This is a genomic window from Streptomyces sp. NPDC053560 (assembly GCF_044544605.1).
GTDB lineage: Bacteria > Actinomycetota > Actinomycetes > Streptomycetales > Streptomycetaceae > Streptomyces.
The window spans coordinates 68,095-88,907 of the sequence record NZ_JBITXI010000022.1; the positions used below are offsets into that span (position 1 = coordinate 68,095).

A 20,813-nucleotide genomic window follows, 5' to 3' on the forward strand; every position below is an offset into this window, starting at 1 on the left:
TGCCTCCTGCCCTCGGCGGTGCCCAGCACCGAGCCCGGCACTGGATCAATGTATTCACATATTGGCTTGGATGAATATAGCTAGTCAATGGCGCCGTGGCGGACCCGCGCGGCAGGTGGTGGAGTGGCGTCATGACCTTCACGGGCTGCACCGGAGGCGGAGCGGAGCGGGCCGCGCGGCGGGAGCGGGCCGTCGCGGCGGCGGTGGCACGGGGCCTGGTCGGGCCCGACGCGCCGATCATCGGGCTGCTGGACGTGGCGGGCATCCGGTCGGGCGCCGCCGCGCTGCGGGCCGCGTTCGCCGCCGTCACCGACGCGCCGGTACTGCACGCCTTCGCCGTCAAGGCGACCCCGCTGGTCCCCGTCCTGCGGCTGCTGCACGAGGCAGGCATCGGCGCCGAGGTCGCGAGCCCCGGCGAACTGGCGCTGGCCAGGGCCGCCGGGATGCGCCCCACGCACACCGTCCTGGACTCCCCGGCCAAGACCCAGGCCGAGCTGCGCGAGGCGCTCGCGCTGGGCATCGCGGTCAACGCCGACAACCCGCAGGAGCTGGCCCGCATCGACGCGCTGATCTCCTCGGCCGCCACCCGGTCACCGCTCGGGCTGCGGGTGAACGCGCAGGTCGGCGCGGGCAGCATCGAGGCGCTGTCCACGGCGACCGAGACCTCGAAGTTCGGCGTCGCGCTGCGGGACGAGGGCGCCCGGCAGTGGGTGATCGACGCCTGCCGCGCACGCCCCTGGCTGACCCGGCTGCACACCCACTCCGGCTCCCAGGGCGTGCCGCTGGAGCTGATGGCGCGAGGCGTGCGGGCGGTGTACGAGCTGGCCGAGGAGATCAACGAGGCGGTCGGCCGGCCGCAGATCGACACCGTGGACATCGGCGGCGGGCTGCCGGTGAACTTCGCCTCCGAGGCGGACGAGCCCACGTACGAGGAGTACGCGCGGATGCTGAAGGCGCAGGTGCCGGGGCTGCTGGACGGCCGGTACGGCCTGGTCACCGAGTTCGGCCGGTCGCTGCTGGCCAAGCACGGCACGGTACTGGCCCGGGTGGAGTACGCCAAGACGTCCGGCGGCCGGCCGATCGCCGTCACCCATGCGGGCGTACAGGTCGCCACGCGTACCGTCTACACGCCCGAGGCCTGGCCGCTGCGGATCGCCGCGTTCGACGGCGCGGGACTGCCGAAGGGCGGCGCGCCGCTCGCGCAGGACGTGGCGGGCCCGGCCTGCTTCGCGGGCGACCTGCTGGCCGAGAACCGCGCACTGCCGCCGCTGGCGCAGGGCGACCATGTGGCGGTGCTGGACACCGGCGCATACTGCTTCGCGCACCACTACGGCTACAACAGCCTGGCCAGGCCCGCCGTGTACGGCTTCGCCGAGGGCCCGGACGGCACGGCCGGCTTCGCCACCGTGCGGAAGGCCCAGACGTCGGAGGACATCGTGCGGGAGGCCGGCGGCCCGGAGCGCGACGCGCTGTCGCAGCTCTGAACTTCCTCAACCGGCGCTTCCGGGCGGGCGGCGGCGGGCAGTACCCCCCGCACATCGACTCTCGGGGGAGGTCCTGATGACGGACACCACCAGTCCGGGCTCCACCGCACCACCCGAAGAGACCGGCCTCAAGCGCGCCATCGGCCCCAAACTGCTGGTCCTCTTCGTGATCGGCGACATCCTCGGCACCGGGATCTACGCCACCACCGGCAAGGTCGCGGGCAAGGTCGGCGGCGCGGTGTGGCTCCCGTTCGTGATCGGCTTCGTCGTGGCGCTCCTGACGGCGGCCTCGTACGCCGAGCTGGTCGGCAAGTACCCGAAAGCGGCCGGCGCCGCGCTCTACACCCAGAAGGCGTTCAAGGTCCCCTTCCTGACCTTCATCGTGGCCTTCATGGTGATGTGCTCGGGACTGTCCTCGGCGAGCGCGGCGGCCCGCGCGTTCGGAGGCGACTACCTCGCGGAGTTCACCGACGCGGTACCGCCCACGGTGGTCGCGATCCTCTTCGTCCTCGCGCTCGCGGCGCTCAACCTGCGCGGCGTCTCGGAGTCGGTGAAGGCCAACGTCGTCCTGACGCTGGTCGAGGTGACCGGCCTGCTGGTGATCCTGGCGATCGGCGCGTACGCGGTCCTCACCGGTGACGGCGACCCGGCCCGGCTGACCGACTTCGAGGCGTCCGGGAGCGGCGGGTACGCACTGGTGACCGGCGTACTGGGCGCCACCGCGCTCGGGTTCTTCGCGTTCGTCGGCTTCGAGGACTCGGTGAACATGGCAGAGGAGACCCGGGATCCGGTCCGCACCTTCCCGCGCGCGATCTTCATCGGCGTGGCCGTGACGGGCACGATCTACGTCCTGGTCGCACTGGCCTCGTCGCTGCTGGTGGACCACCGCACGCTGGAGAAGTCCAGCGGGCCGCTGCTGGAGGTGGTCAAGGCCGGCGGGCTGGACTTCCCGCCGAAGCTCTTCGCGCTGATCGCCCTCTTCGCCGTCACCAACTCGGCGCTGATCAACATCATGATGGCCTCGCGGCTCTGCTACGGCATGGCCAACGAGCGCATCCTGCCCAAGGCGATGGGCCGGGTCCTGGCCCGGCGCCGCACCCCCGTCGCGGGCATCGTCTTCGTCTCGCTGCTGGCCGTCGGCATGGTCGCCACCGGCGAGATCGAGGGGCTCGGCGACACCACGGCGTTCCTGCTGCTGTGCGTCTTCGCGGTGGTCAACATCGCGGTGCTGGTGCTGCGGAAGGACCGGGTGGCGCACGCCCACTTCCGCACCCCGACGACGCTGCCCGTGCTGGGGGCGCTCACCGCTCTGGTCCTCGCCAGTCCGCTGGCCGACCGCCCGCTCGACGTGTACGTCCGGGCGGGGGTGCTGCTGCTCATCGGCGTGGCCCTGTGGGCGGTGAACAAGCTCGTCCTGAAGGCACGTGGCGAGGACTGACCCGCGGCGCTGCGGCCGGCGCCCTTGGCCATCAGATTTCGGTCACCCGATCCGATCATGCGATGACATGCTCCGGTCGCACCGTTACCCATAGCGTCGGCTTCGCACCATGTTCCGACAGAGTTCTCCCATACTCCCCGCTTCGTCCTGCCTGGTACGTAATCTCGCCGCCTCAGCCGCACATTTGGGCGCCGCACACCGTCGCGGGGAGAGGAGTCGGCGTGCCCGGGATCGACAAGTGCCTGCTCCATGCCATGGAGCTGCCGGGTGCCCGCGGGGCCGCCATCGTGGACTGGACCAGCGGGCTCGCGCTCGGCACGGTCGGAGAGCCGTCCGGGAGCGACTTCGAGACCACCGCGACCGAGACGGCCGAACTGGCCCGCATGGCCGCCGAGCACTCGGTCTTCGCCCCGGCCCCCGCGGACCCCCCGGGCAAGGAACCGCCCGTGGAGGACCTGATCGTCACCACCCGCACGGGCTTCCACGTCATGCGGTTCGTCGCGACCACCTTCGACAGCAGCGTCTTCCTCCACCTGTGGCTGGACCGCGACACGGGCAATTTGGCGCTCGCCCGCATCCGGCTCCAGAGCATCGCCGAACGGCTGGTGCTCGGATGAGGACGGCCGTCTCCCCGATGCTCGTACGGCTGGCCGACGAGCGGGCCACCGGTGTGCTGATCCGCGAGCGCGGCACGCTCTACCTCTCCGAGGGACAGGTCGTGCACGCCGAGAGCCCGGCGGCTCCGGGCCTCGACGTCCTGCTGTCCGCCACCGGGCGGCTGCCCAGGGCGGGCTGGGAAGAGGCCGTCGCCCGGGCCGGCGCCCGCCAGGAGGTGGGGCGCTTCCTGGTCGACAGCGGCCGGCTGGCCGGCGGCGAGCTGGAACTGTGCCATCTGGGCGCGCTGTTCGACGCCGCCTTCTTCGCCCTCGCGCCGAGCAGCGGCCCGTCCCGCTTCCGTTACGGCGTCTCGCACTGGATCGGCCCGGTCCGGCCGGTACCCGCCGCGGCCGTTGCGCACGAATCCTCGCGCCGCCGGGCGCTGCTGGCCGCCGTCTGGCCGTATCCGGACGTCGACAGCGCCCCCGTGGTGCCCCGCGCCCCGACCGCCGACCGGTGGATCCCCCGCCGGCAGCGCGTCGTCCTGAGTCTCGCCGACGGGGTCCGCACCCCCGAAGCCATCGCCCGGGCGCTGGGCCGCCCGGCCTTCCACACCCTGCTGGAGGTACGCCGGCTGGCCGCGGGCGGACTGGTGGAGACACCGGCCGCCCCCGCGCCGGCCCCGGCGTCCCCGGTTCTCGAAGGGGTCGCCAGGCAGTACGCCGCCCCGGACATCCACCTGCTACGCCGGCTCCGCGACGCTCTGGAGGAAAGCCTGTGACGCACGACACGAACCCTTGGGCCGTCCGTTCGCCGTCATGAGGCGCGCTCTGAGGCAGCGCGCCGAGAGGAGACAGCTGATGACGACGGAAGCCGACGCGCTCGGTGAACTGATCGGACTGCGCACCCGCGTACCGCAGTTGACCGGTGCCCTCGCGGCCAGTACCGACGGACTCGTACTGGCCCACGACACCGCCGGCACCGAGGCGGAGAGCGTCGCCGCGCTCACCGCCGCGGCGCTCGGTGTCGCCCTGCGGCTGGCCGAGGCGACCGGCCAGGGCGAATTCCGCGAGCTGCTGATACGCGGTGAGGACGGCTACGTCGCGCTGTACGCGGCGGGCTCGTCAGCGGTCCTGACCCTGATCGCCGAACCCCGCGTCAACGTGGGCCGGCTCCATCTCGAGGCCCGCCGGTCCGGCGCGCGCATCGGCGAAGTGGTCGACAGCGCTCTGGAACGTCTGGAGAACACCTGACCCATGACCGACACCCCTGCACGGAAACCCACCCGACGGAAAGGAAGTGTGCCTCTCATGGCCAACACCGAAGCCGTACTGAAGGAAGCGATGACCTCCATCGAGGGCGTGCTCGGCGTCGCCCTCGTCGACTACTCCAGCGGCATGGCCCTGGGCACCATCGGCGGCAGCAAGGACCTCGACCTGTCGGTGGCCTCGGCGGGCAACACCGATGTGGTCCGCGCCAAGGTACGCACGATGGAGCAGCTCGGCCTGAAGGACGAGATCGAGGACATCCTCATCACGCTGGGCACGCAGTACCACCTCATCCGGCTGCTGAAGGGGCGGGGCAACAACGGCCTCTTCCTCTACCTCGCGCTGGACAAGGACCGCTCGAACCTGGCGATGGCCCGGCACCAGCTGAAGCGGATCGAGGTGCAGCTGGACGTGTGATTCCGGGGCCCGGCCGAACGCCGGGCCCCGCCCGTCACTCCACGAACAGCCCCCGGGCGGCCGCCTTCGCGTCGAACGCCTCCAGGCTGGCCTGGGCGTGCGGAAGCGCGTCGCACATGGCCTCCAGCAGGACCCGGCCGAGGAGCATGGGGGCGCAGACCGTGTCGAAGGCCAGCCCGGTGCCGACCGCTGCGGGCAGCATGAGGTCGGTGTGCCGGGCGACCGGCGCGAAGGCGCTGTCCGCGACGGTGACCACGGTCAGGCCCGCGGAACGCGCGTACTCCAGCGCGTCGAGCACCTCGCGGGGATGGCGGGGCAGCGCGAAGCAGAGCAGGACGGTGGCGCCCGCGCGCACCGCCCCGTCGATCCGGTCGGCGAGCATCGAGCCGCCCTCGTCCAGCAGCCGCACGTCGGGGTGGACCTTGCGCGCGAAGTAGGCGAAGCCCGCGGCCTGGGCGACCGCGGCGCGCAGCCCGAGCACCGGCAGTACGGGCGACGCGGCGAACAGCCGGCCGGCCTCCTCGACCGGCGCCGGGTCGGCGAGCGCGGCCGCCAGCTCCTGGAGGTTGCCGATCTCCTCCTGTACGGCCTGCTGGTACTCGTTGAGGGAGTCGGCGGCGGCCGTGCCGCGGTCGGGGGTGACGTCCCGCAGGTGGCGGCGGAGCGCCGGGTAGCCGTCGAAGCCGAGGGCGACCGCGAAGCGGGTCACCGAGGGCTGGCTGACGCCGGCCAGCTCGGCCAGCTCCACGCTGGAGAGGAAGGGCGCGTCGGCGGCCCGGCGCACCATGCAGTGCGCGATCCTGCGCTGGGTCGGCGTCAGCCGGTGCCCCTCGAAGAGCTTCTGCAGCCGCGCCGCCGCCCCGGCGGCCGCCTCGGTGGCGCCCTCGCCCCCGTTGTCCGCGCTCATCGTGTCCTCTCGGTCCGCTCCCCAGCGTGTGCTGCCCGACTCTACGTAATCGTGGGCCCGGCCCGCCGGGCCAGAGCAGTCACCAGCGTCTTCGCTCCAGACTATTGCATTTTCATTCACTTGCGCTTGATGCTGAATGAATTCATGCAGCGAGAGAGGGGCGGGCCATGGCCGGAGTGGTGGAACAACGCTCGATCGATGTCGTACCGGACGCCGAACGGCACGGCACCGCGTTCAGTCAGTTCACCCTCTGGCTGGGCGCCAACCTGCAGATCACCGCGGTGGTCACCGGCGCGCTCGCCGTCGTGTTCGGCGCGAACGCCTTCTGGTCGGTGCTCGGCCTGCTGCTCGGCAACCTGCTGGGCGGCGCGGTGATGGCCCTGCACTCGGCGCAGGGGCCGCGGCTCGGCCTGCCGCAGATGATCTCCTCGCGGGCCCAGTTCGGCGTGCGCGGCGCCGTCGTCCCGCTGGCCCTGGTCATCATCATGTACATCGGCTTCTTCGCCAGCGGCACGGTGCTCGCCGGCCAGGCGGTCGGCCACCTGACCCACCTCGGCGACACCACCGGCATCATCGCCTTCGGCGCGATCACCGCCTTCGCGGCGGCCGTCGGCTACCGCCTCATCCACGCCCTCGGCCGTATCGCGGGCCTGGTCTGCGCGGTGGCCTTCGTCTACCTCGGCGTACGCCTGCTGGAGCGGGCCGACCTGGCGGCGCTGCTGCACGACCGCGCCTTCGACTTCCCGGTCTTCCTGCTGGCCGTCTCGCTCTCCGCGTCCTGGCAGCTGGCCTTCGGCCCGTACGTCGCGGACTACTCGCGCTACCTCCCGCGCCACACCTCGGCCCGCGCGACCTTCTGGTGGACGCTCTCCGGCTCGGTGCTCGGCTCGCAGTGGTCGATGACGTTCGGCGCGCTGGCGGCGGCCGCGGCCCCGGCGGCGTTCGTCGGCCACGAGGTGTCCTACATCGTCGGGCTGGGCGGCGTGGGCCTGATGGCCTCGGTGCTCTACTTCGTCATCGCCCTCGGCAAGCTGACGATCAACGTCCTGAACACCTACGGCAGCTTCATGTCGATGGTGACCAGCATCAGCGGCTTCCGAGGGCAGCACACGCTCTCGCCGCGGGGCCGCAGCCTGTACTTCGCCGGGATCATGGTCGTCGGCACCGCGGTGGCCCTGCTCGGCAAGACCTCCTTCCTGACCTCCTTCAAGGACTTCCTGCTCTTCCTGCTGACGTTCTTCACGCCCTGGTCGGCGATCAACCTGGTCGACTACTACCTGATCTCCAAGGAGCGGTACGACATCCCGGCCCTGAGCGACCCGGCGGGCCGGTACGGCGCCTGGAACGGCAAGGCGCTGCTGGTCTACGGAATCGGCCTGATCACCCAGCTGCCGTTCCTGGCCACGCACTTCTACACCGGGCCGCTGGTCGCCCCGCTCGGCGGCGCGGACGTCTCCTGGGTGGTCGGCCTCGTGGTGCCGGCCGCCCTGTACTGGCTCGCCGCGCGCCGGGACACCGGCCGGATCCCGGCCGCGGATACGGGGGCTGTCCCTACTGCCGAGGCGGCTCCCCGTCCGTAGCCTTCGGGCATGGCGACTGGTGACCCGGAGCTGAGGAAAGAACTCGACGCGACGCTGCACGCGCGCAGGGAGCTCGGTCCGGACTACGAGACCGAGCTGCTGGACTCCTTCGTGGAGAAGCTCGACCGGACGGTGGACCAGCGGGTCCGGCGCCGCCTGGCGGAGCGGCAGATGCAGGTGGCCCGGGGGTCGCGCCCCCGGCAGGAGGGCCTGCCGGGCGGGTTCGGCGAGCGCTTCGGGTTCGCGGCGCTCTCGCTGGTGCTGGCCGTGCCGCTCTCCGCGATCGGCGTGACCCACGCCGGGCTGGTCGGCCTGCTGGTGACCTGGGCCGGCATCCTCGGCGTGAACGCCGTCCAGGCAGGCCATGCCGCCGGGCGCTTCCGCCGGGCGTGGACGGACCGCGACGACGAGTAGCCGGGCGGGCGGCGGGATGGGGTTCCGGCCCCCGGCCGCGTGGGCCGGGGGTCCGGACCGCTCCGGGGGAGCGAGCCCACGGAGGAACGTTCTTGCGGGGACCGCCGCACCCCGGCTCGCGCCGGGGGCGGGACGACGGCGGTCCCCGCGGGGGACGCGGACCGGGCGAGCCGGTCGGACGCGTCCTGGCGATCGGGAGTCCGGGAGCCGCTCCGGTCGTCCTGTTCGCCGCACTGACCAATCTGCCCGACCCGTGTTAAGTCCGTGCTGCGTCCGCGTGACACATACGTACACCTTGCGTCGACCGGGCTTTTCCTTACGGTCACTTGATGCCGCGTCGGCTCTCGCGCCCCGCTGACCTGCGGCTCCCCTCCCGTACCCGCGACGCGGTCAGCGAGCCCCGCGGGCCAGGAAGGCCAGCAGGTCCTGCCGGCTGACGACGCCGGTCGGCTTGCCCTCCACGAGCACGATCGCGGCGTCCGCGCGTTCGAGCACGGCCATCAGGTCGGCGACCGGCTCGCCCGCGCCGACCTGCGGCAGCGGCGCGGACATGTGCTTCTCCAGCGGGTCGGCGAGCGAGGCCCGCTGCGCGAACAGCGCGTCCAGCAGCTCGCGCTCCACCACCGAGCCGATGACCTCGGCGGCCATCACGTCCGGGTGCCCGGCGCCCGGCTTCACGATCGGCATCTGCGAGACGCCGTACTCGCGCAGTACCTCGATGGCCTGGCCGACGGTCTCCTCGGGGTGCATGTGCACCAGTTCGGGGATGCCGCCGTGCTTGTTGTGCATGACGTCGGCGACCCGCTCGGTGTCCCCGGTCTCCAGGAAGCCGTAGTCGTTCATCCAGTCGTCGTTGAAGATCTTCGAGAGGTAGCCGCGGCCGCTGTCGGGCAGCAGGACCACCACCACGTCGTCCGGGCCGAGCCCCTCGGCGACCTTCAGCGCGCCCACCACGGCCATCCCGCAGGAGCCGCCGACCAGCAGGCCTTCCTCCTTGGCGAGGCGCCGGGTCATCTGGAAGGCGTCCTTGTCGGACACCGCGACGATCTCGTCGGCGACGGTGCGGTCGTAGGCGGAGGGCCAGAAATCCTCGCCGACGCCCTCGATCAGGTACGGGCGGCCGGAGCCGCCGCTGTAGACCGAGCCCTCCGGGTCGGCCCCGATGACCTTGACCTTGCCGTCACTGACGTCCTTCAAGTACCGCCCGGTCCCGCTGATGGTGCCGCCGGTGCCCACGCCCGCCACGAAATGCGTGATTCGGCCGTCGGTCTGCTCCCACAGTTCGGGCCCCGTGGACTCGTAGTGCGAGCGCGGGTTGTCCGGATTGCTGTACTGGTCCGGCTTCCAGGCACCCGGTGTCTCGCGTACCAGCCTGTCGGAGACGTTGTAGTACGAATCGGGGTGCTCGGGGTCGACGGCCGTGGGGCAGACCACGACCTCGGCGCCATAGGCCCGCAGCACATTGATCTTGTCCGTCGACACCTTGTCGGGACAGACGAAGATGCACTTGTAGCCCTTCTGCTGGGCCACGATCGCCAGGCCGACGCCGGTGTTCCCCGAGGTCGGCTCCACGATGGTGCCGCCCGGCTTCAGGGCACCCGAACGCTCGGCGGCCTCGATCATCCGCACCGCGATCCGGTCCTTCACGGATCCGCCCGGATTGAAGTACTCGACCTTGGCCAGGACGGTTGCCCGTACGCCGTCGGTGACGTTCTTGAGCCTCACAAGCGGGGTGTTGCCCACGAGGTCAATCATCGATTCATAAACCTGCACGGTGGTCTCCGCGGTAAGGGGCGCGCTGTCCTGCGCCCGTCCGGCCAGCCTATTGCGCTCACCCCTGAAGGGCAGGTGCGTTGCGACGAGCGCCCCGCGGGGCAAGACGTTCTTGACACGAGTTTCGCGAGTCCGCGGGGCGCGCGCCGGACATTCACTCCCGACGCGCCCCCGTGCACGCACTGCGGGGAGGTGCCCGGCCGATGCCGATGACGATGTCCAGGGCGAGAGTGGCACGCCGGATCGCTACGGCCGCCGCGGTCGGCAGCGGAGGCATCGGGCTGCTCGGCGTCGCCGCGGTCGGCCTCCTGCTGACCGAGGTGCGGCTCGCCCGGCGGACGGTCGGCGGCTCCAGCGAGCTGCCGCCGCCCGCCGACGGCCGCTACGGCGCCGCCCTCTGGTACCGCACCGACCGGCCGGCGCTGCGGCTCGGCTTCCTCGGCGACTCCACGGCGGCCGGGCAGGGCGTCTCCCGGCCCCGCCAGACGCCCGGGGCGCTGCTGGCCTCCGGGCTGGCCGCGGTCGCCGAGCGCCCGGTCGACCTGCGCAACGTCGCGCTGCCCGGCGCGCAGTCCGACGACCTGGAGCGGCAGGTGACGCTGCTGCTCGCGGACGGTCCGGCGCCGGACGTCTGCGTGATCATGATCGGCGCGAACGACGTCACGCACCGCATGCCGCCCGCCCGCTCCGTCCGCATGCTCTCGGAGGCGGTGGCCCGGCTGCGCACGGCGGGCAGTGAGGTGGTGGTGGGCACCTGCCCCGATCTCGGCTCGGTCGAGCCGGTGTACCAGCCGCTGCGCTGGGTGGCCCGGCGGCTGAGCCGGCAGCTGGCCGCGGCGCAGACGATCGGGGTGGTGGAGAACGGCGGGCGGACGGTGTCACTGGGTGACCTGCTCGGACCCGAGTTCGAGGCCAATCCGCGCGAGCTGTTCAGCTCGGACAACTACCACCCCTCGGCCGAGGGGTACGCCACCGCCGCGATGGCCGTGCTGCCCACGCTGTGCGCGGCGCTCGGCCTGTGGCCGGAGGAGGAGAGCCCGGAGCCGGAACGGCGCGAGAGCTTCCTGCCGGTCGCCGAGGCGGCTGCGCAGGCGGCGTCCGAGGGCGGTACGGAGGTCACCGGCAGCCGGGCGCCCTGGGCCCTGCTCAAACACCGCAGGCGGCACAGGATCGCGGTGCACGACGCGGAGGACCCGGCGTCGCAGGCCGAGGAGGAGGCGACGTCGTAGCGGTCGTCTCGGCGGTGGGGGCGCGGCGCCGTGCCGGGCGGACGGCGCCGCGCCCTTGCGCGCGGCCCGCCGGATGAGTAAGCATCCGCTCAGTACGGAGGTAAGCAGTCGCTTAGAAAAGAGGCCCGCATCACAGCGCAGGAACCGTGACCTTCGCTGTACGTGCAGGTAGCTTCCCTCACAGTCCTCAGCAGTGCTGTCTTCCCACTGGAGCCGTGTGATGCCCGAAGCCGTGATCGTCTCTGCCGCCCGCTCCCCGATCGGCCGCGCCTTCAAGGGCTCGCTGAAGGATCTGCGCCCGGACGACCTGACCGCCGAGATCATCAAGGCCGCACTGGCCAAGGTCCCCGAGCTGGACCCGAAGGACATCGACGACCTGATGCTCGGCTGCGGCCTGCCCGGCGGCGAGCAGGGCAACAACCTGGGCCGCATCGTGGCCGTGCAGATGGGCATGGACCACCTGCCCGGCTGCACGATCACCCGGTACTGCTCCTCGTCCCTGCAGACCTCCCGGATGGCGCTGCACGCCATCAAGGCGGGGGAGGGCGACGTCTTCATCTCGGCCGGCGTGGAGACCGTCTCCCGCTTCGCCAAGGGCAACTCCGACAGCCTGCCGGACACCCACAACCCGCTGTTCGCCGAGGCCGAGGCCCGTACGGAGGCCGTGGCCCAGTCCACCGGGTCGACCTGGCACGACCCGCGCGAGGACGGCCTGGTCCCGGACGCGTACATCTCGATGGGCCAGACCGCGGAGAACCTCGCGCGCCTCAAGGACGTCACCCGCGAGGACATGGACGCGTTCGGCGTGCGCTCGCAGAACCTCGCCGAGCAGGCCATCAAGAACGGCTTCTGGGAGCGGGAGATCACCCCGGTCACCACCCCGGACGGCACGGTCGTCAGCAAGGACGACGGCCCGCGTGCCGGCGTCACCCTGGAGGGCGTGCAGGGCCTCAAGCCGGTCTTCCGCCCCGACGGCCTGGTCACCGCCGGCAACTGCTGCCCGCTCAACGACGGCGCGGCCGCGCTGGTGATCATGTCCGACACCAAGGCGCGCGAGCTGGGCCTGACCCCGCTGGCCCGCATCGTCTCCACCGGCGTCTCCGGCCTCTCCCCCGAGATCATGGGCCTGGGCCCGGTCGAGGCCTCCAAGCAGGCGCTGCGCCGCGCCGGCCTGTCCGTCGGCGACATCGACCTGGTCGAGATCAACGAGGCGTTCGCCGCGCAGGTCATCCCCTCCTACCGGGACCTGGGCATCGATCTGGACAAGGTGAACGTCAACGGCGGCGCCATCGCGGTCGGCCACCCCTTCGGCATGACCGGCGCCCGGATCACCGGCACGCTGATCAACTCCCTCCAGTGGCACGACAAGCAGTTCGGCCTGGAGACCATGTGCGTCGGCGGCGGCCAGGGCATGGCGATGGTCATCGAGCGGCTGAGCTGAGCCGTAGCGGAGGGTAGGGGTCGCTCCGAGGAACGAGGAGCGGCACCTGCCCGCAGCGGAGGCGAAGCTCAGCGCGACCACAAGCACGAGCGGCTGAGCCGAGCCGCAGCGAGCCGGGGCGCCCCGTCACCGTCGTCACGGCCGCCCGTTTGCGGACCGTACGTGTCAACTCAGGCACCCTCCGCGACGCTTGGTGACTCCCGTCACCCGGTGACAAGATCGTTGCGCTAACTCCCCCAGGATTGTGATGAATGCCCTGGGGGAGTCGCGTTTTCCCAGGTCGAGCGAGGGTCACCCGAACGTACGAGGCCCAAGGCCACCAGCATTTGGGGACATAGCGCACTGCAAACGGTCGCCGACCCACGGCAGGCTGAGGTAGGAAGTCGGGGGGACATTCTGCTACCGGGAGTACGCCAGTGACCGCCATCACCATCCTCCTGCTGCCGGCCGCGGCCATCGCCGTGGCACTGGGAGCGGCCTCCCTGCACACCGCTCGCACCCTGCGCCGCGAGGTCGCCGGACTGCGGGCCGAACTCCGCACCGCCCGCGAGGACGGCGCCGCCGCCCTCGCCGCCATTCCCGCCGCCCGCCCGGCACCCGCCGCCGAGACGCCGCTGGAGGACATACGTGCCGCGGTGGCCGACGCGCTGGCCGAGGAGCGGGAGCGCGAGCTCGCCGAGGCCCGCGCCTTCTGGGCCGCCCAGGAGGCCCGCGACGCCGCCGACTCGCCCTCGCTCATGACCGGCCCCGCCGCCCCGGGCGAGGAGACCGCACCCGGCGACGGCTTCGACCGCTTCTACCTGCCGCGGCAGGCCGACTTCGCGGGCCTGGACCCGGACGTGCTGGGCTCCGAGCCGCTGTTCGGCATGGACGAGATCGACCTGGAGCCGGTGGACGCGCCGACCGACGGGGCCGTCGAGGAGACGGAGTCCGCCGAGCTGGCCGCCGCGCGCCGGCGCCACCCCTCGCACCCGGACTTCTCGCCCTCCCCCGCCATCGGTGACCACGAGCGCACCGTGGCGCGCCTGGAGGAGCTGGCCGAGGACCGTACGCCGCTCGCCGACGTGCGCCCGGGCCCGCTGGGCACGCTGGACGTCTACGTCTTCGCCGACGGCACGACCGTCTGCATGACGCCCGGCCACCGCGAGACCGCCGAGCGGGTCGCCGAGGCGCTCCGCGAGGGACACACCACCGTGCTGCTCGGCGGCTCGGGCGTCTCCGGCGCGTACGCGCTGACCTTCGCCTGGGGCGAGGGCCGCGACGACAGCGTCTACGTCCTCGCCGACCGGGTCATCGCCTCCCTCTGAGGCGTCCCGCCCGCCGCCCCCGGCGGTGCCCCCCGCGGACCGGGCCCAGTACCCGCCCGGTCCGGGACCGCTCAGCAGCGCGCCGCGGTCCGCCGTACCTCTTCCACGGCCTGTGCCACGTCCTCGGCACGGGCCGTTTCCGCGTCCCGCAACGCATACGCCAAGTCATGGCCGGAAACCGCCACTTGGTCGCCGACCGCGAACGGCCCGGCGTCCGGCAGCTCGCGCGGCTCGGCACCCGGCTCCTCCAGGCGCTGCGCGCGCAGCACGAACTCCCTGGCGAGGGCCAGTCCTTCGGCGGCGGCGCCCCGCGTCAGGGCGCTCTGCGGGAGGGCCCTGAGCCGGTCGGCGAGGGCGTCCACGGCGGACAGCAAAGGCATCACGTCAAGCACGGCGTGAGCCTATGCGCCACTCCCGGGTGGTTGCCAACGCCGGAACGCTCAGGCACGGTGTGCTGAAGGACCAGCATCGAACGCGTCCGGAGGCGCCGATGTCCCAAGTCTTCTCCGAAGAGACCCACCGGAACCTGCTCTCCCGTATCCCCCACTGCACCGGCCGCGAAGTCTCCGAGTGGCTTCGCACGGTCGAGGAAGGCCCCGCTCTCTTCCGCTTCGAGGAGAAGGTCAGCTGGCTCCGGGGCGCGCACAATCTCGCCTACGGACACGCCAAGGCGATCGTGCATGAGTACGACCTGCGGCGCGCGGCCCGGAAGTTGTTCTAGCGGACGTTCCCGTGCATGGTCCGGTCCCGTGACCGGGCCGCGCCGGAAACCCGAAGGGCCCGCGGGAGGCATACCTCCCACGGGCCCTTTGCCGCGTCCGGGACCGCGCGGCCCCGGACCGGCAGGCGCTAGTCGTCGCCGTTGAGGATGGCGACCAGGCGCAGCATCTCCAGGTAGATCCACACCAGGGTCATGGTGAGGCCGAAGGCCGCGAGCCAGGACTCCTCACGCGGCGCGCCGTAGGCGATGCCGTCCTCGACCTGCTTGAAGTCCAGGGCGAGGAAGAGCGCGCCGAGCAGCACGCCGGCGATGCCGAAGACGATGCCGAGGCCGCCGCTGCGGAAGCCGAGGCCCTCGCCGCCGCCGAACGCCATGAAGAGCAGGTTGACGACCTGCAGCAGCAGGAAGCCCATGGCGGCGATGATCACGAAGCGGGTGAACCGCGCGTTGACCCGCACGATGCGGGTCTTGTAGGCGATCAGCATCACGGTGAAGACCGCCATGGTGCCGAGCACCGCCTGCATGGGCGCGCCGGGCGCCACCCACTGGTTGATCGCGTTGCTGATCGCGCCGAGGAAGAGGCCCTCGAAAGCGGCGTACGCCAGGATCAGGGGCGGGGATGCCTTGCGCTTGAACGACTGGACCAGGCCGAGCACCATCGCGATCAGCGCGGCGCCGATGGCCAGGCCCATGGAGAGGTCCATGATCCATGCCACGGCGGCGCCGACGACGACGGTGCCGAGCGTGAGGCCCGTACGGACGACGACGTCGTCCATCGTCATCGGGCGGGTCTGCGGGACGTACGGCGGGGCCTGGGTCGTGTCCTGCTGACCCTGGGCGTAGGGGTTACCGCCCGCGTACGGGTTCGCGTCCGCGTAGGGGGCCTGTCCGGCGTAGGGGTTGTTCCCCGCGTAAGGGTTGGCGGCGCCCCCGGCCTGCGGCGGCGCATTGAAGCCGGCGTAGCCGTTTCGGCTGAACCCCCGTCGCGAGAAGACCGGGTTGCTGCTCCTCATCTCACTCCTCCATGGCCGCCCTGCGCGGCCTTGGCCTCAAGGGTAATGGCTTGGCAAAGCCACGTCCCTACTCCTCAAGCAGGATCTTCACGGAAATCCCTCATCGCTGTGGTGCACAACCGGGCTCGGGTGCGTGTGCCCGGCGGGCCGCGGGCGACACATGGTGGAAGAGCAGGTTGAGGACGAAGGCGGTGAGCGCGGTGCAGGTGATCGCGGAGCCGAAGACGATCCGGACCCCGGCGGGCAGCCCGTCGTAGATGTGCGGCGCCGTGACCGGGACCATCCCGGCGGCCAGCGAGACGGCGACGATCAGCAGGTCGGGGCCGTCCCGGAAGTCCACCCGCTGGAGTATGCGCAGCCCCACCGCCGCCACCATGGCGAACATCACCAGGGCCGCGGCGCCCACCACCGGGCCCGGCAGCGCGGCCACTACCGCACCGAGCCGGGGCAGGCAGCCCAGCACGATCAGGACCGCCCCGGCGGCGGCCGTGATCCACCGGCTGCGGACCCGGCTCATCTCCACCAGGCCGAGGTTCTCGGCGAAGAGCGTGTCGGGGAAGGAGTTCATGCCGCCGGCCAGCACCCCGGAGAGGCCGTCGGCGGCCAGCCCCCGGGCCAGGTCCCCGGAGGTCAGCGGCCGGTCCGTCATCTCGGCCACCGCCAGCATGCTCGCGGTGGACTCCGTGAAGATCACCAGCATCACGACGCACATGGCCGCCGCCCCGGCCACCGGGAACTCCGGCGGCCCGAAGTGGAACGGCTCGGGCACCCCGGCCCAGGCCGTCGCCCCGACCCGGGAGAAGTCGGTGAGCCCCAGCGGCACCGCGGCGGCGGTGCCGGCCACCAGCCCGAGCAGCACCGCGATCTGCCCGAGGAACCCCCGGGAGAGCCGGGTCAGGGCGATGATCACGACGACCACCCCGGCGGCGAGCAGCAGCCGCTCGGGCGCGGCGTACCCGGGCGCCGCGGGGTCCTCGCCCGCCACCAGCTGCGTCCCCACGCCCATCAGGGACAGCCCGATCACAGTGATCACACAGCCGCCGACCAGCGGCGGGAAGAACCGCACCAGCCGTGCGAACGGCACCGCCACGAGCAGGCCGAAGACCCCGCCCGCCAGCATCGAGCCGTAGACGGCGGGCATGCCGTACTGCTGCGAGATCAGGATCATCGGAGTGATCGCGGCGAAGCCGGCCCCGGCGACGACGGGCAGCCGCACGCCCAGGAGGCGCCCCGCGCCGACGCTCTGCACCACCGTGATCACCCCGGCGATCAGCAGGTCGGCCGTGATGAGCAGGGCGATCGTGTCCTGCGGCAGGCGCGCCGCCGCCCCGAACAGCAGCGGTACGGCCAGCGAGCCCGTGTACATGACCAGGACGTGCTGGAGGGCCAGGACGAGCGTCCGGCCGAGCGGCGGCACCTCGTCCACGGGGTGGCGCGGGCGCTCCGCCTCGGCGGTGCGCGCGGCCGCCATCAGGCGCCCGCGCTCTCCGCCGCCGACCGCAGCCGCGCGGCCTCCCGCGCGGCGTCCTCGTTGGGCCGCAGCGCCCGCGACCCGGCGAGCTTGGCCGCGATGTGCTCGCCGATGGTGACCGGCTCGTACAGCGGGCGGGCGCCCGGCGCGACGCAGCCGGGCAGCGCGCTGATGACGGCGTCGTGGTTGCCGTCGTGGAAGTACGCGGCCGACCGCCGCCGTACGAGGCGCCCGTCGGCGTCGGTGGGCGGCAGCACCCGGTGCAGGGTGGAGCGCCACCGGTCGTCGGTCCAGCGGGCCAGCGCGTCGCCGAGGTTGACCAGGACGGCGCCCTCGGCCGGTACGACGTCGTGCCAGGTGCCGTCGGTGGCCAGGATCTGCAGGCCGGGCACGCGGTCCGCCCACAGGACGGTGACGATGCCGTAGTCGGTGTGCGCGCCCATGCCCATCTGACGCTTGTCGACCACGGTCTCGCCGGGCGGCAGCGCGTAGTTGTTCATCCGCAGCACGTCGACCGAGCGGTGGGTGTACGGCGCGAAGTAGTCCTCCTCCAGGCCGAGTGCCACCGCGAACACCTCGGTGAGCCGGCGCGCGAGCGCTCCCGCCCGCGTGAACCAGTCCTCGACCGCCGTCCGGAATCCGGGCACCGCCGCCGGATCGGGCCACAGGTTCGCCGGGAAGTGCTCGGCGGGCAGCGCGGCACCGGCGTACGGGCCGAGCGGCGCCCCGGCGTCGACGCCCACGTTGAACGCCTCGAACAGGTCCTCCGGCGAGGCCACCCCGAGGCTCAGGCTGAGCTTCTCCGCCTTCGGCGGGGTGTACCCGCGATTGATCTCGGGCGGCGCGCACAGCGCCCGCTTCGCCGCCGGCGGCAGCCCGAAGAAGTCGTCCATCGCCGCCGCCAGCCCGGCCGCCGCGCTCTCGGGGATGCCGTGCCCGGTGATCTGCATGAATCCGACGGTGCGCGCGGCCTCGTCCACGGCCGTCGCGACCGCCGCCCGGTCCTCGGCCGTCCCGTACCGCCAGCCGGACAGGTCGATGACGGGGACGTCGAGTGCGCCGCCGGTGCCCTGTGCCTCGCCCATCGCGTGCATCCTTCCGCAGCTTCAACAGTTTGTTGCGGCATGGTGCACCCGTGCTGACGGCTCGTCAATTGCCGTTCCAATGACGGGAAGCGGCGGGGCGCGCGGGGGCGCGGCAGGGGGCGGACACGGCGGAAGGCAGGCCGGACGGGGGCGCCGGCCTGCCTTCCGGGCGCGCCCCGCCGGGCGCCGGAGCGCCGGCGGCGGGACACGGCAGGCGACGGGGGGCGCCTGCGGGAGAGTGGCTCAGGAGAGTTCGCGCAGCACGAGCTGCCGCGCCTCGGCGAGCAGGTCGGCGCAGCGGTGCCAGTCCGGCACGGGGGTGGTGAAGACCAGCTGCTCGGCGCCGGCCCGGACGAACTCGGTGAGCTGCTCGGCGACCTGCTCGGGGTCGCCGGTGACGGCCAGGCCGCGGGCGGTCTCGTGGTCCAGTCCGTAGGAGGCGACGAGCGAGGCGGCGTAGCGGTCGCGCAGGCCGTCGGTGGCGCCGCGCGGGGCGAGGGCGCCGTGGATCATGGTGGCCAGCCGGGGCGCGGGGCGCTTCTCCTCGGCGGCCAGCTCCCGGAGCCGGTCCCCCGTGGCGCGGAACGCGTCCGGGGTCCGCAGGGCGCCGAGCCAGCCGGTGCCGTACCGCGCCGTGCGGCGCAGCGCGGCGTCGGCGAAGCCGCCGATCCACACCGGCGGGACGGGGACGGCGGGGGCGAGCGTGCACTCCGGGGTGCCGGGCACGTCGGGGAGCGGTGTCGGGCGGCCGGCCAGGAGCTGCGGGAGGAGGCGCAGGAAAGCGTCCGTGCGGCGGCCCCGGTCGGCGTCGGTGGTGCCGGCCGCGTGCCATTCCGTGCCGCCGCCGCCCACGCCGATGCCCAGGTCGAGGCGGCGGTTCCCGGCGAGGTACTGGAGGGTGCCGACCTGGCGGGCCGCCCAGGAGACGGTGCGCAGCGAGGGGAGGTAGACGGACCAGCCGATGCCGATGGTCCGGGTGGCGGCGGCAGCGGCGGCCAGGACGAGGCCGGAGTCCAGCGCGGGCGCCTCGCCGAGCGTGAGGTGGTCGCCCGCCCAGAGGCCGTCCAGCCCGGCCTCCTCGGCCCGGCGAGCGGCCTGCGCGACGTCGGGCAGGACATCGCCGGGCGCGCCGATCGAGGGGAGGGTGATGCCGATCCGGGGGATGTTCACGGGGCCTCCAAGCGGCGGCCCGCCGTGCCCCGCTGCGCGGTCGGCACAGCGGGGCAGGGACCGGGCTGCGGGGTTCGGTACGGGCGGATGGTCAGGCGTCAGGCCTGGTAGGGGGACTCGGCGCGGGCGGTGCGCAGCGCGCGGCCCCACCAGGTCAGCTGGTCCAGCAGCTTCTTGGCGGCCACCTCGGCGCCCTCGGGCGCCGCACCGTCCTCGAAGGCGCCCCAGGGGTTGTGGAAGCTGATCATCTCGCGGATGGTCGTGGCGTGGACCTCGGCGAACACCTGGCGCAGGTGCTCGGCCGCACGCAGGCCGCCGCCCATGCCGCCGTACGAGACGAGCCCGACGGGCTTGGCGGCCCACTCGCTCAGGTGCCAGTCGATGACGTTCTTCAGCGAGGCCGGGAAGGAGTGGTTGTACTCCGGGGTGATCACGACGAAGGCGTCGGCCGCGTCGATGCGCGGGGTGATGCCGTCCTTGATCTCCTGCGTGGCGGAGTCCAGTTCCTGGCCGAAGCCGGGGATGGCCAGCGGCAGCGGGTGCTCGATCACGTCGATGACGTCGACCTCGACGTCGGGGTGCTGGGTGGCCTGCCCGACGAACCAGTCGCCGACCTTGGCGCCCAGGCGGTTCTCGCGCACGCTCCCGATCACGACGGCGAGCTTCAGGGGTGCAGTACTCATGGGTTCTCCATGTTCAGAGTGGGTGCGGAATGCGGAAGGTGGGGGCGGGGCCGGTGTGCACAGGGCGGGGCCCGGTGCTGCCGCTGTCTGCCGGCCACGCTACTGGCGGGATGTCACGCGCGGGCGGCTCGCGCCCTCACCATCAGCGGCTTTGGCAAGTCACTTGACGTTCCCGCCGGTTACGCGGTGCGCGCACCGGCCAGCAGCCGCTCGAAGGCGGCCGGACTCTGGTCGCCCACGAGGGGGGTGGTCCCGTCGGCGAGGAAGACCGGTACGGCACGTACGGCGAGGGCGCGGGTCCGCTCCAGGCGGCGCGTCAGCTCGGCCTCGTCGTCGGCGTCGGGGGCGCTGTGCAGGCCCGCTTCGGCGGCCAGCCGGCCGAGCGTCGCGGTGTCGGCGATGTTCAGGCCGTCGGTGAAGTGGGCGCGGAAGAGGCGCTCGGCCACCTCCTCGCCGCGGCCGTGCCGCTCGGCGTGGGTGAGGAGGAGGTGCGCGGGGCGGGTGTTGGCGTTCACCGCGCGGTCGTAGTCCAGTACGAGCCCCTCGCCCGCCGCCTTCTTCGCCATGGCGGCCGCGGAATCCAGCGCCGCGGGGCCGAACTTGCGCTGCAGGACGGTCTTGAGCGGCTCCGGCGTGTGCGGCGCCGCGGGGTCGAGCTGGAAGGGGAGGAAGGTCACCTCGGCGCTGCCGCCGGCCGCGCGGCGGCTCCGCAGCGCCTGCTGCAGGTGGTGGTAGGCGAGGTAGGAGTGGGCGCAGATGACGTCCAGGACCAGGGTGATCTTCATCGGAGCCTCCGGGGCGGTGGTTCGGGAGCG

General features: G+C 72.7%; 21 protein-coding genes. 12 read left to right on the forward strand and 9 right to left on the reverse strand.

Going from position 1 to position 20,813, the window contains the following annotated elements:
- Positions 1-131: 131 nt before the first annotated feature.
- The 6 genes from ACIGQF_RS36575 (at position 132) to ACIGQF_RS36600 (ending at position 5,204) form a co-directional block, all read left to right on the forward strand.
- Complete coding sequence (locus tag ACIGQF_RS36575; protein ID WP_399719788.1) at positions 132-1,484, forward strand: diaminopimelate decarboxylase; 1,353 nt, start codon at positions 132-134, stop codon at positions 1,482-1,484.
- Between the two features lie 76 nt (positions 1,485-1,560).
- Positions 1,561-2,922: an APC family permease gene (locus tag ACIGQF_RS36580; RefSeq protein ID WP_399719791.1), complete on the forward strand. Its 1,362-nt coding sequence runs from the start codon at positions 1,561-1,563 to the stop codon at positions 2,920-2,922.
- A gap of 221 nt (positions 2,923-3,143) precedes the next feature.
- A complete protein-coding gene (locus tag ACIGQF_RS36585) occupies positions 3,144-3,539 on the forward strand; it encodes a hypothetical protein (RefSeq protein WP_399719794.1) in 396 nt (131 codons plus the stop codon).
- Complete coding sequence (locus ACIGQF_RS36590; RefSeq protein WP_399719796.1) at positions 3,536-4,300, forward strand: transcriptional regulator; 765 nt, start codon at positions 3,536-3,538, stop codon at positions 4,298-4,300. The genes ACIGQF_RS36585 and ACIGQF_RS36590 overlap by 4 nt, the downstream gene beginning before the upstream one ends.
- A 79-nt stretch (positions 4,301-4,379) precedes the next feature.
- A complete protein-coding gene (locus ACIGQF_RS36595) occupies positions 4,380-4,772 on the forward strand; it encodes a roadblock/LC7 domain-containing protein (protein WP_399719799.1) in 393 nt (130 codons plus the stop codon).
- Between the two features lie 57 nt (positions 4,773-4,829).
- On the forward strand, positions 4,830-5,204 hold the full coding sequence (locus ACIGQF_RS36600) for a hypothetical protein (protein ID WP_399719802.1): 375 nt from the start codon (positions 4,830-4,832) through the stop codon (positions 5,202-5,204).
- A 34-nt stretch (positions 5,205-5,238) separates the two neighbouring features.
- On the opposite strand, the gene ACIGQF_RS36605 is transcribed toward ACIGQF_RS36600, so the two are convergent.
- Positions 5,239-6,111: a MurR/RpiR family transcriptional regulator gene (locus ACIGQF_RS36605; protein WP_399719805.1), complete on the reverse strand. Its 873-nt coding sequence runs from the start codon at positions 6,109-6,111 to the stop codon at positions 5,239-5,241.
- Between the two features lie 167 nt (positions 6,112-6,278).
- On the opposite strand from ACIGQF_RS36605, the gene ACIGQF_RS36610 reads away from it, so the two are divergent.
- Entirely contained in the window at positions 6,279-7,691 is a 1,413-nt protein-coding gene (locus ACIGQF_RS36610; RefSeq protein WP_399719808.1) for a purine-cytosine permease family protein, read from the forward strand.
- 9 nt (positions 7,692-7,700) lie between these two features.
- Positions 7,701-8,105 (forward strand): hypothetical protein, encoded by a 405-nt coding sequence (locus tag ACIGQF_RS36615; RefSeq protein WP_399719810.1) that lies wholly within the window; start codon positions 7,701-7,703, stop codon positions 8,103-8,105.
- 390 nt (positions 8,106-8,495) lie between these two features.
- Here the strand turns inward: ACIGQF_RS36615 and ACIGQF_RS36620 are convergent, their stop codons facing one another.
- On the reverse strand, positions 8,496-9,878 hold the full coding sequence (locus ACIGQF_RS36620; RefSeq protein WP_399719813.1) for a cystathionine beta-synthase: 1,383 nt from the start codon (positions 9,876-9,878) through the stop codon (positions 8,496-8,498).
- Between the two features lie 203 nt (positions 9,879-10,081).
- Between ACIGQF_RS36620 and ACIGQF_RS36625 the strand changes: the two genes are divergently transcribed.
- The 3 genes from ACIGQF_RS36625 to ACIGQF_RS36635 all read left to right on the forward strand — a co-directional run bounded on the left by ACIGQF_RS36625 (position 10,082) and on the right by ACIGQF_RS36635 (position 13,855).
- Complete coding sequence (locus tag ACIGQF_RS36625) at positions 10,082-11,107, forward strand: SGNH/GDSL hydrolase family protein (RefSeq protein WP_399719816.1); 1,026 nt, start codon at positions 10,082-10,084, stop codon at positions 11,105-11,107.
- A 220-nt stretch (positions 11,108-11,327) separates the two neighbouring features.
- On the forward strand, positions 11,328-12,548 hold the full coding sequence (locus ACIGQF_RS36630) for an acetyl-CoA C-acetyltransferase (protein WP_399719818.1): 1,221 nt from the start codon (positions 11,328-11,330) through the stop codon (positions 12,546-12,548).
- Positions 12,549-12,964: 416 nt separating this feature from the next.
- The gene (locus ACIGQF_RS36635) at positions 12,965-13,855 is read left to right on the forward strand and encodes a hypothetical protein (RefSeq protein WP_361567989.1); all 891 of its coding nucleotides are present in this window, start codon (positions 12,965-12,967) and stop codon (positions 13,853-13,855) included.
- A 71-nt stretch (positions 13,856-13,926) separates the two neighbouring features.
- Here ACIGQF_RS36635 and ACIGQF_RS36640 read toward each other — a convergent pair whose 3' ends face one another.
- Positions 13,927-14,247 (reverse strand): hypothetical protein, encoded by a 321-nt coding sequence (locus ACIGQF_RS36640; protein ID WP_399719821.1) that lies wholly within the window; start codon positions 14,245-14,247, stop codon positions 13,927-13,929.
- Positions 14,248-14,345: 98 nt separating this feature from the next.
- Here ACIGQF_RS36640 and ACIGQF_RS36645 point away from each other — a divergent pair, with 98 nt between their 5' ends.
- On the forward strand, positions 14,346-14,576 hold the full coding sequence (locus tag ACIGQF_RS36645; RefSeq protein ID WP_030617501.1) for a DUF4287 domain-containing protein: 231 nt from the start codon (positions 14,346-14,348) through the stop codon (positions 14,574-14,576).
- Positions 14,577-14,704: 128 nt separating this feature from the next.
- On the opposite strand, the gene ACIGQF_RS36650 is transcribed toward ACIGQF_RS36645, so the two are convergent.
- The 6 genes from ACIGQF_RS36650 to ACIGQF_RS36675 form a co-directional block, all read right to left on the reverse strand.
- The gene (locus tag ACIGQF_RS36650; protein ID WP_399719825.1) at positions 14,705-15,589 is read right to left on the reverse strand and encodes a Bax inhibitor-1/YccA family protein; all 885 of its coding nucleotides are present in this window, start codon (positions 15,587-15,589) and stop codon (positions 14,705-14,707) included.
- 100 nt (positions 15,590-15,689) lie between these two features.
- Positions 15,690-17,060: a nucleobase:cation symporter-2 family protein gene (locus tag ACIGQF_RS36655; RefSeq protein WP_399719830.1), complete on the reverse strand. Its 1,371-nt coding sequence runs from the start codon at positions 17,058-17,060 to the stop codon at positions 15,690-15,692.
- Positions 17,060-18,145 (reverse strand): isopenicillin N synthase family dioxygenase, encoded by a 1,086-nt coding sequence (locus ACIGQF_RS36660; protein WP_399719833.1) that lies wholly within the window; start codon positions 18,143-18,145, stop codon positions 17,060-17,062. The genes ACIGQF_RS36655 and ACIGQF_RS36660 overlap by 1 nt, the downstream gene beginning before the upstream one ends.
- A gap of 243 nt (positions 18,146-18,388) precedes the next feature.
- Positions 18,389-19,315, reverse strand: a complete 927-nt coding sequence (locus tag ACIGQF_RS36665) for an LLM class flavin-dependent oxidoreductase (protein WP_399719835.1) — start codon at positions 19,313-19,315, stop codon at positions 18,389-18,391.
- Between the two features lie 98 nt (positions 19,316-19,413).
- A complete protein-coding gene (locus ACIGQF_RS36670) occupies positions 19,414-19,998 on the reverse strand; it encodes an NADPH-dependent FMN reductase (RefSeq protein ID WP_399719837.1) in 585 nt (194 codons plus the stop codon).
- A 179-nt stretch (positions 19,999-20,177) separates the two neighbouring features.
- On the reverse strand, positions 20,178-20,783 hold the full coding sequence (locus ACIGQF_RS36675; RefSeq protein ID WP_399719839.1) for a DsbA family protein: 606 nt from the start codon (positions 20,781-20,783) through the stop codon (positions 20,178-20,180).
- Positions 20,784-20,813: the final 30 nt, after the last annotated feature.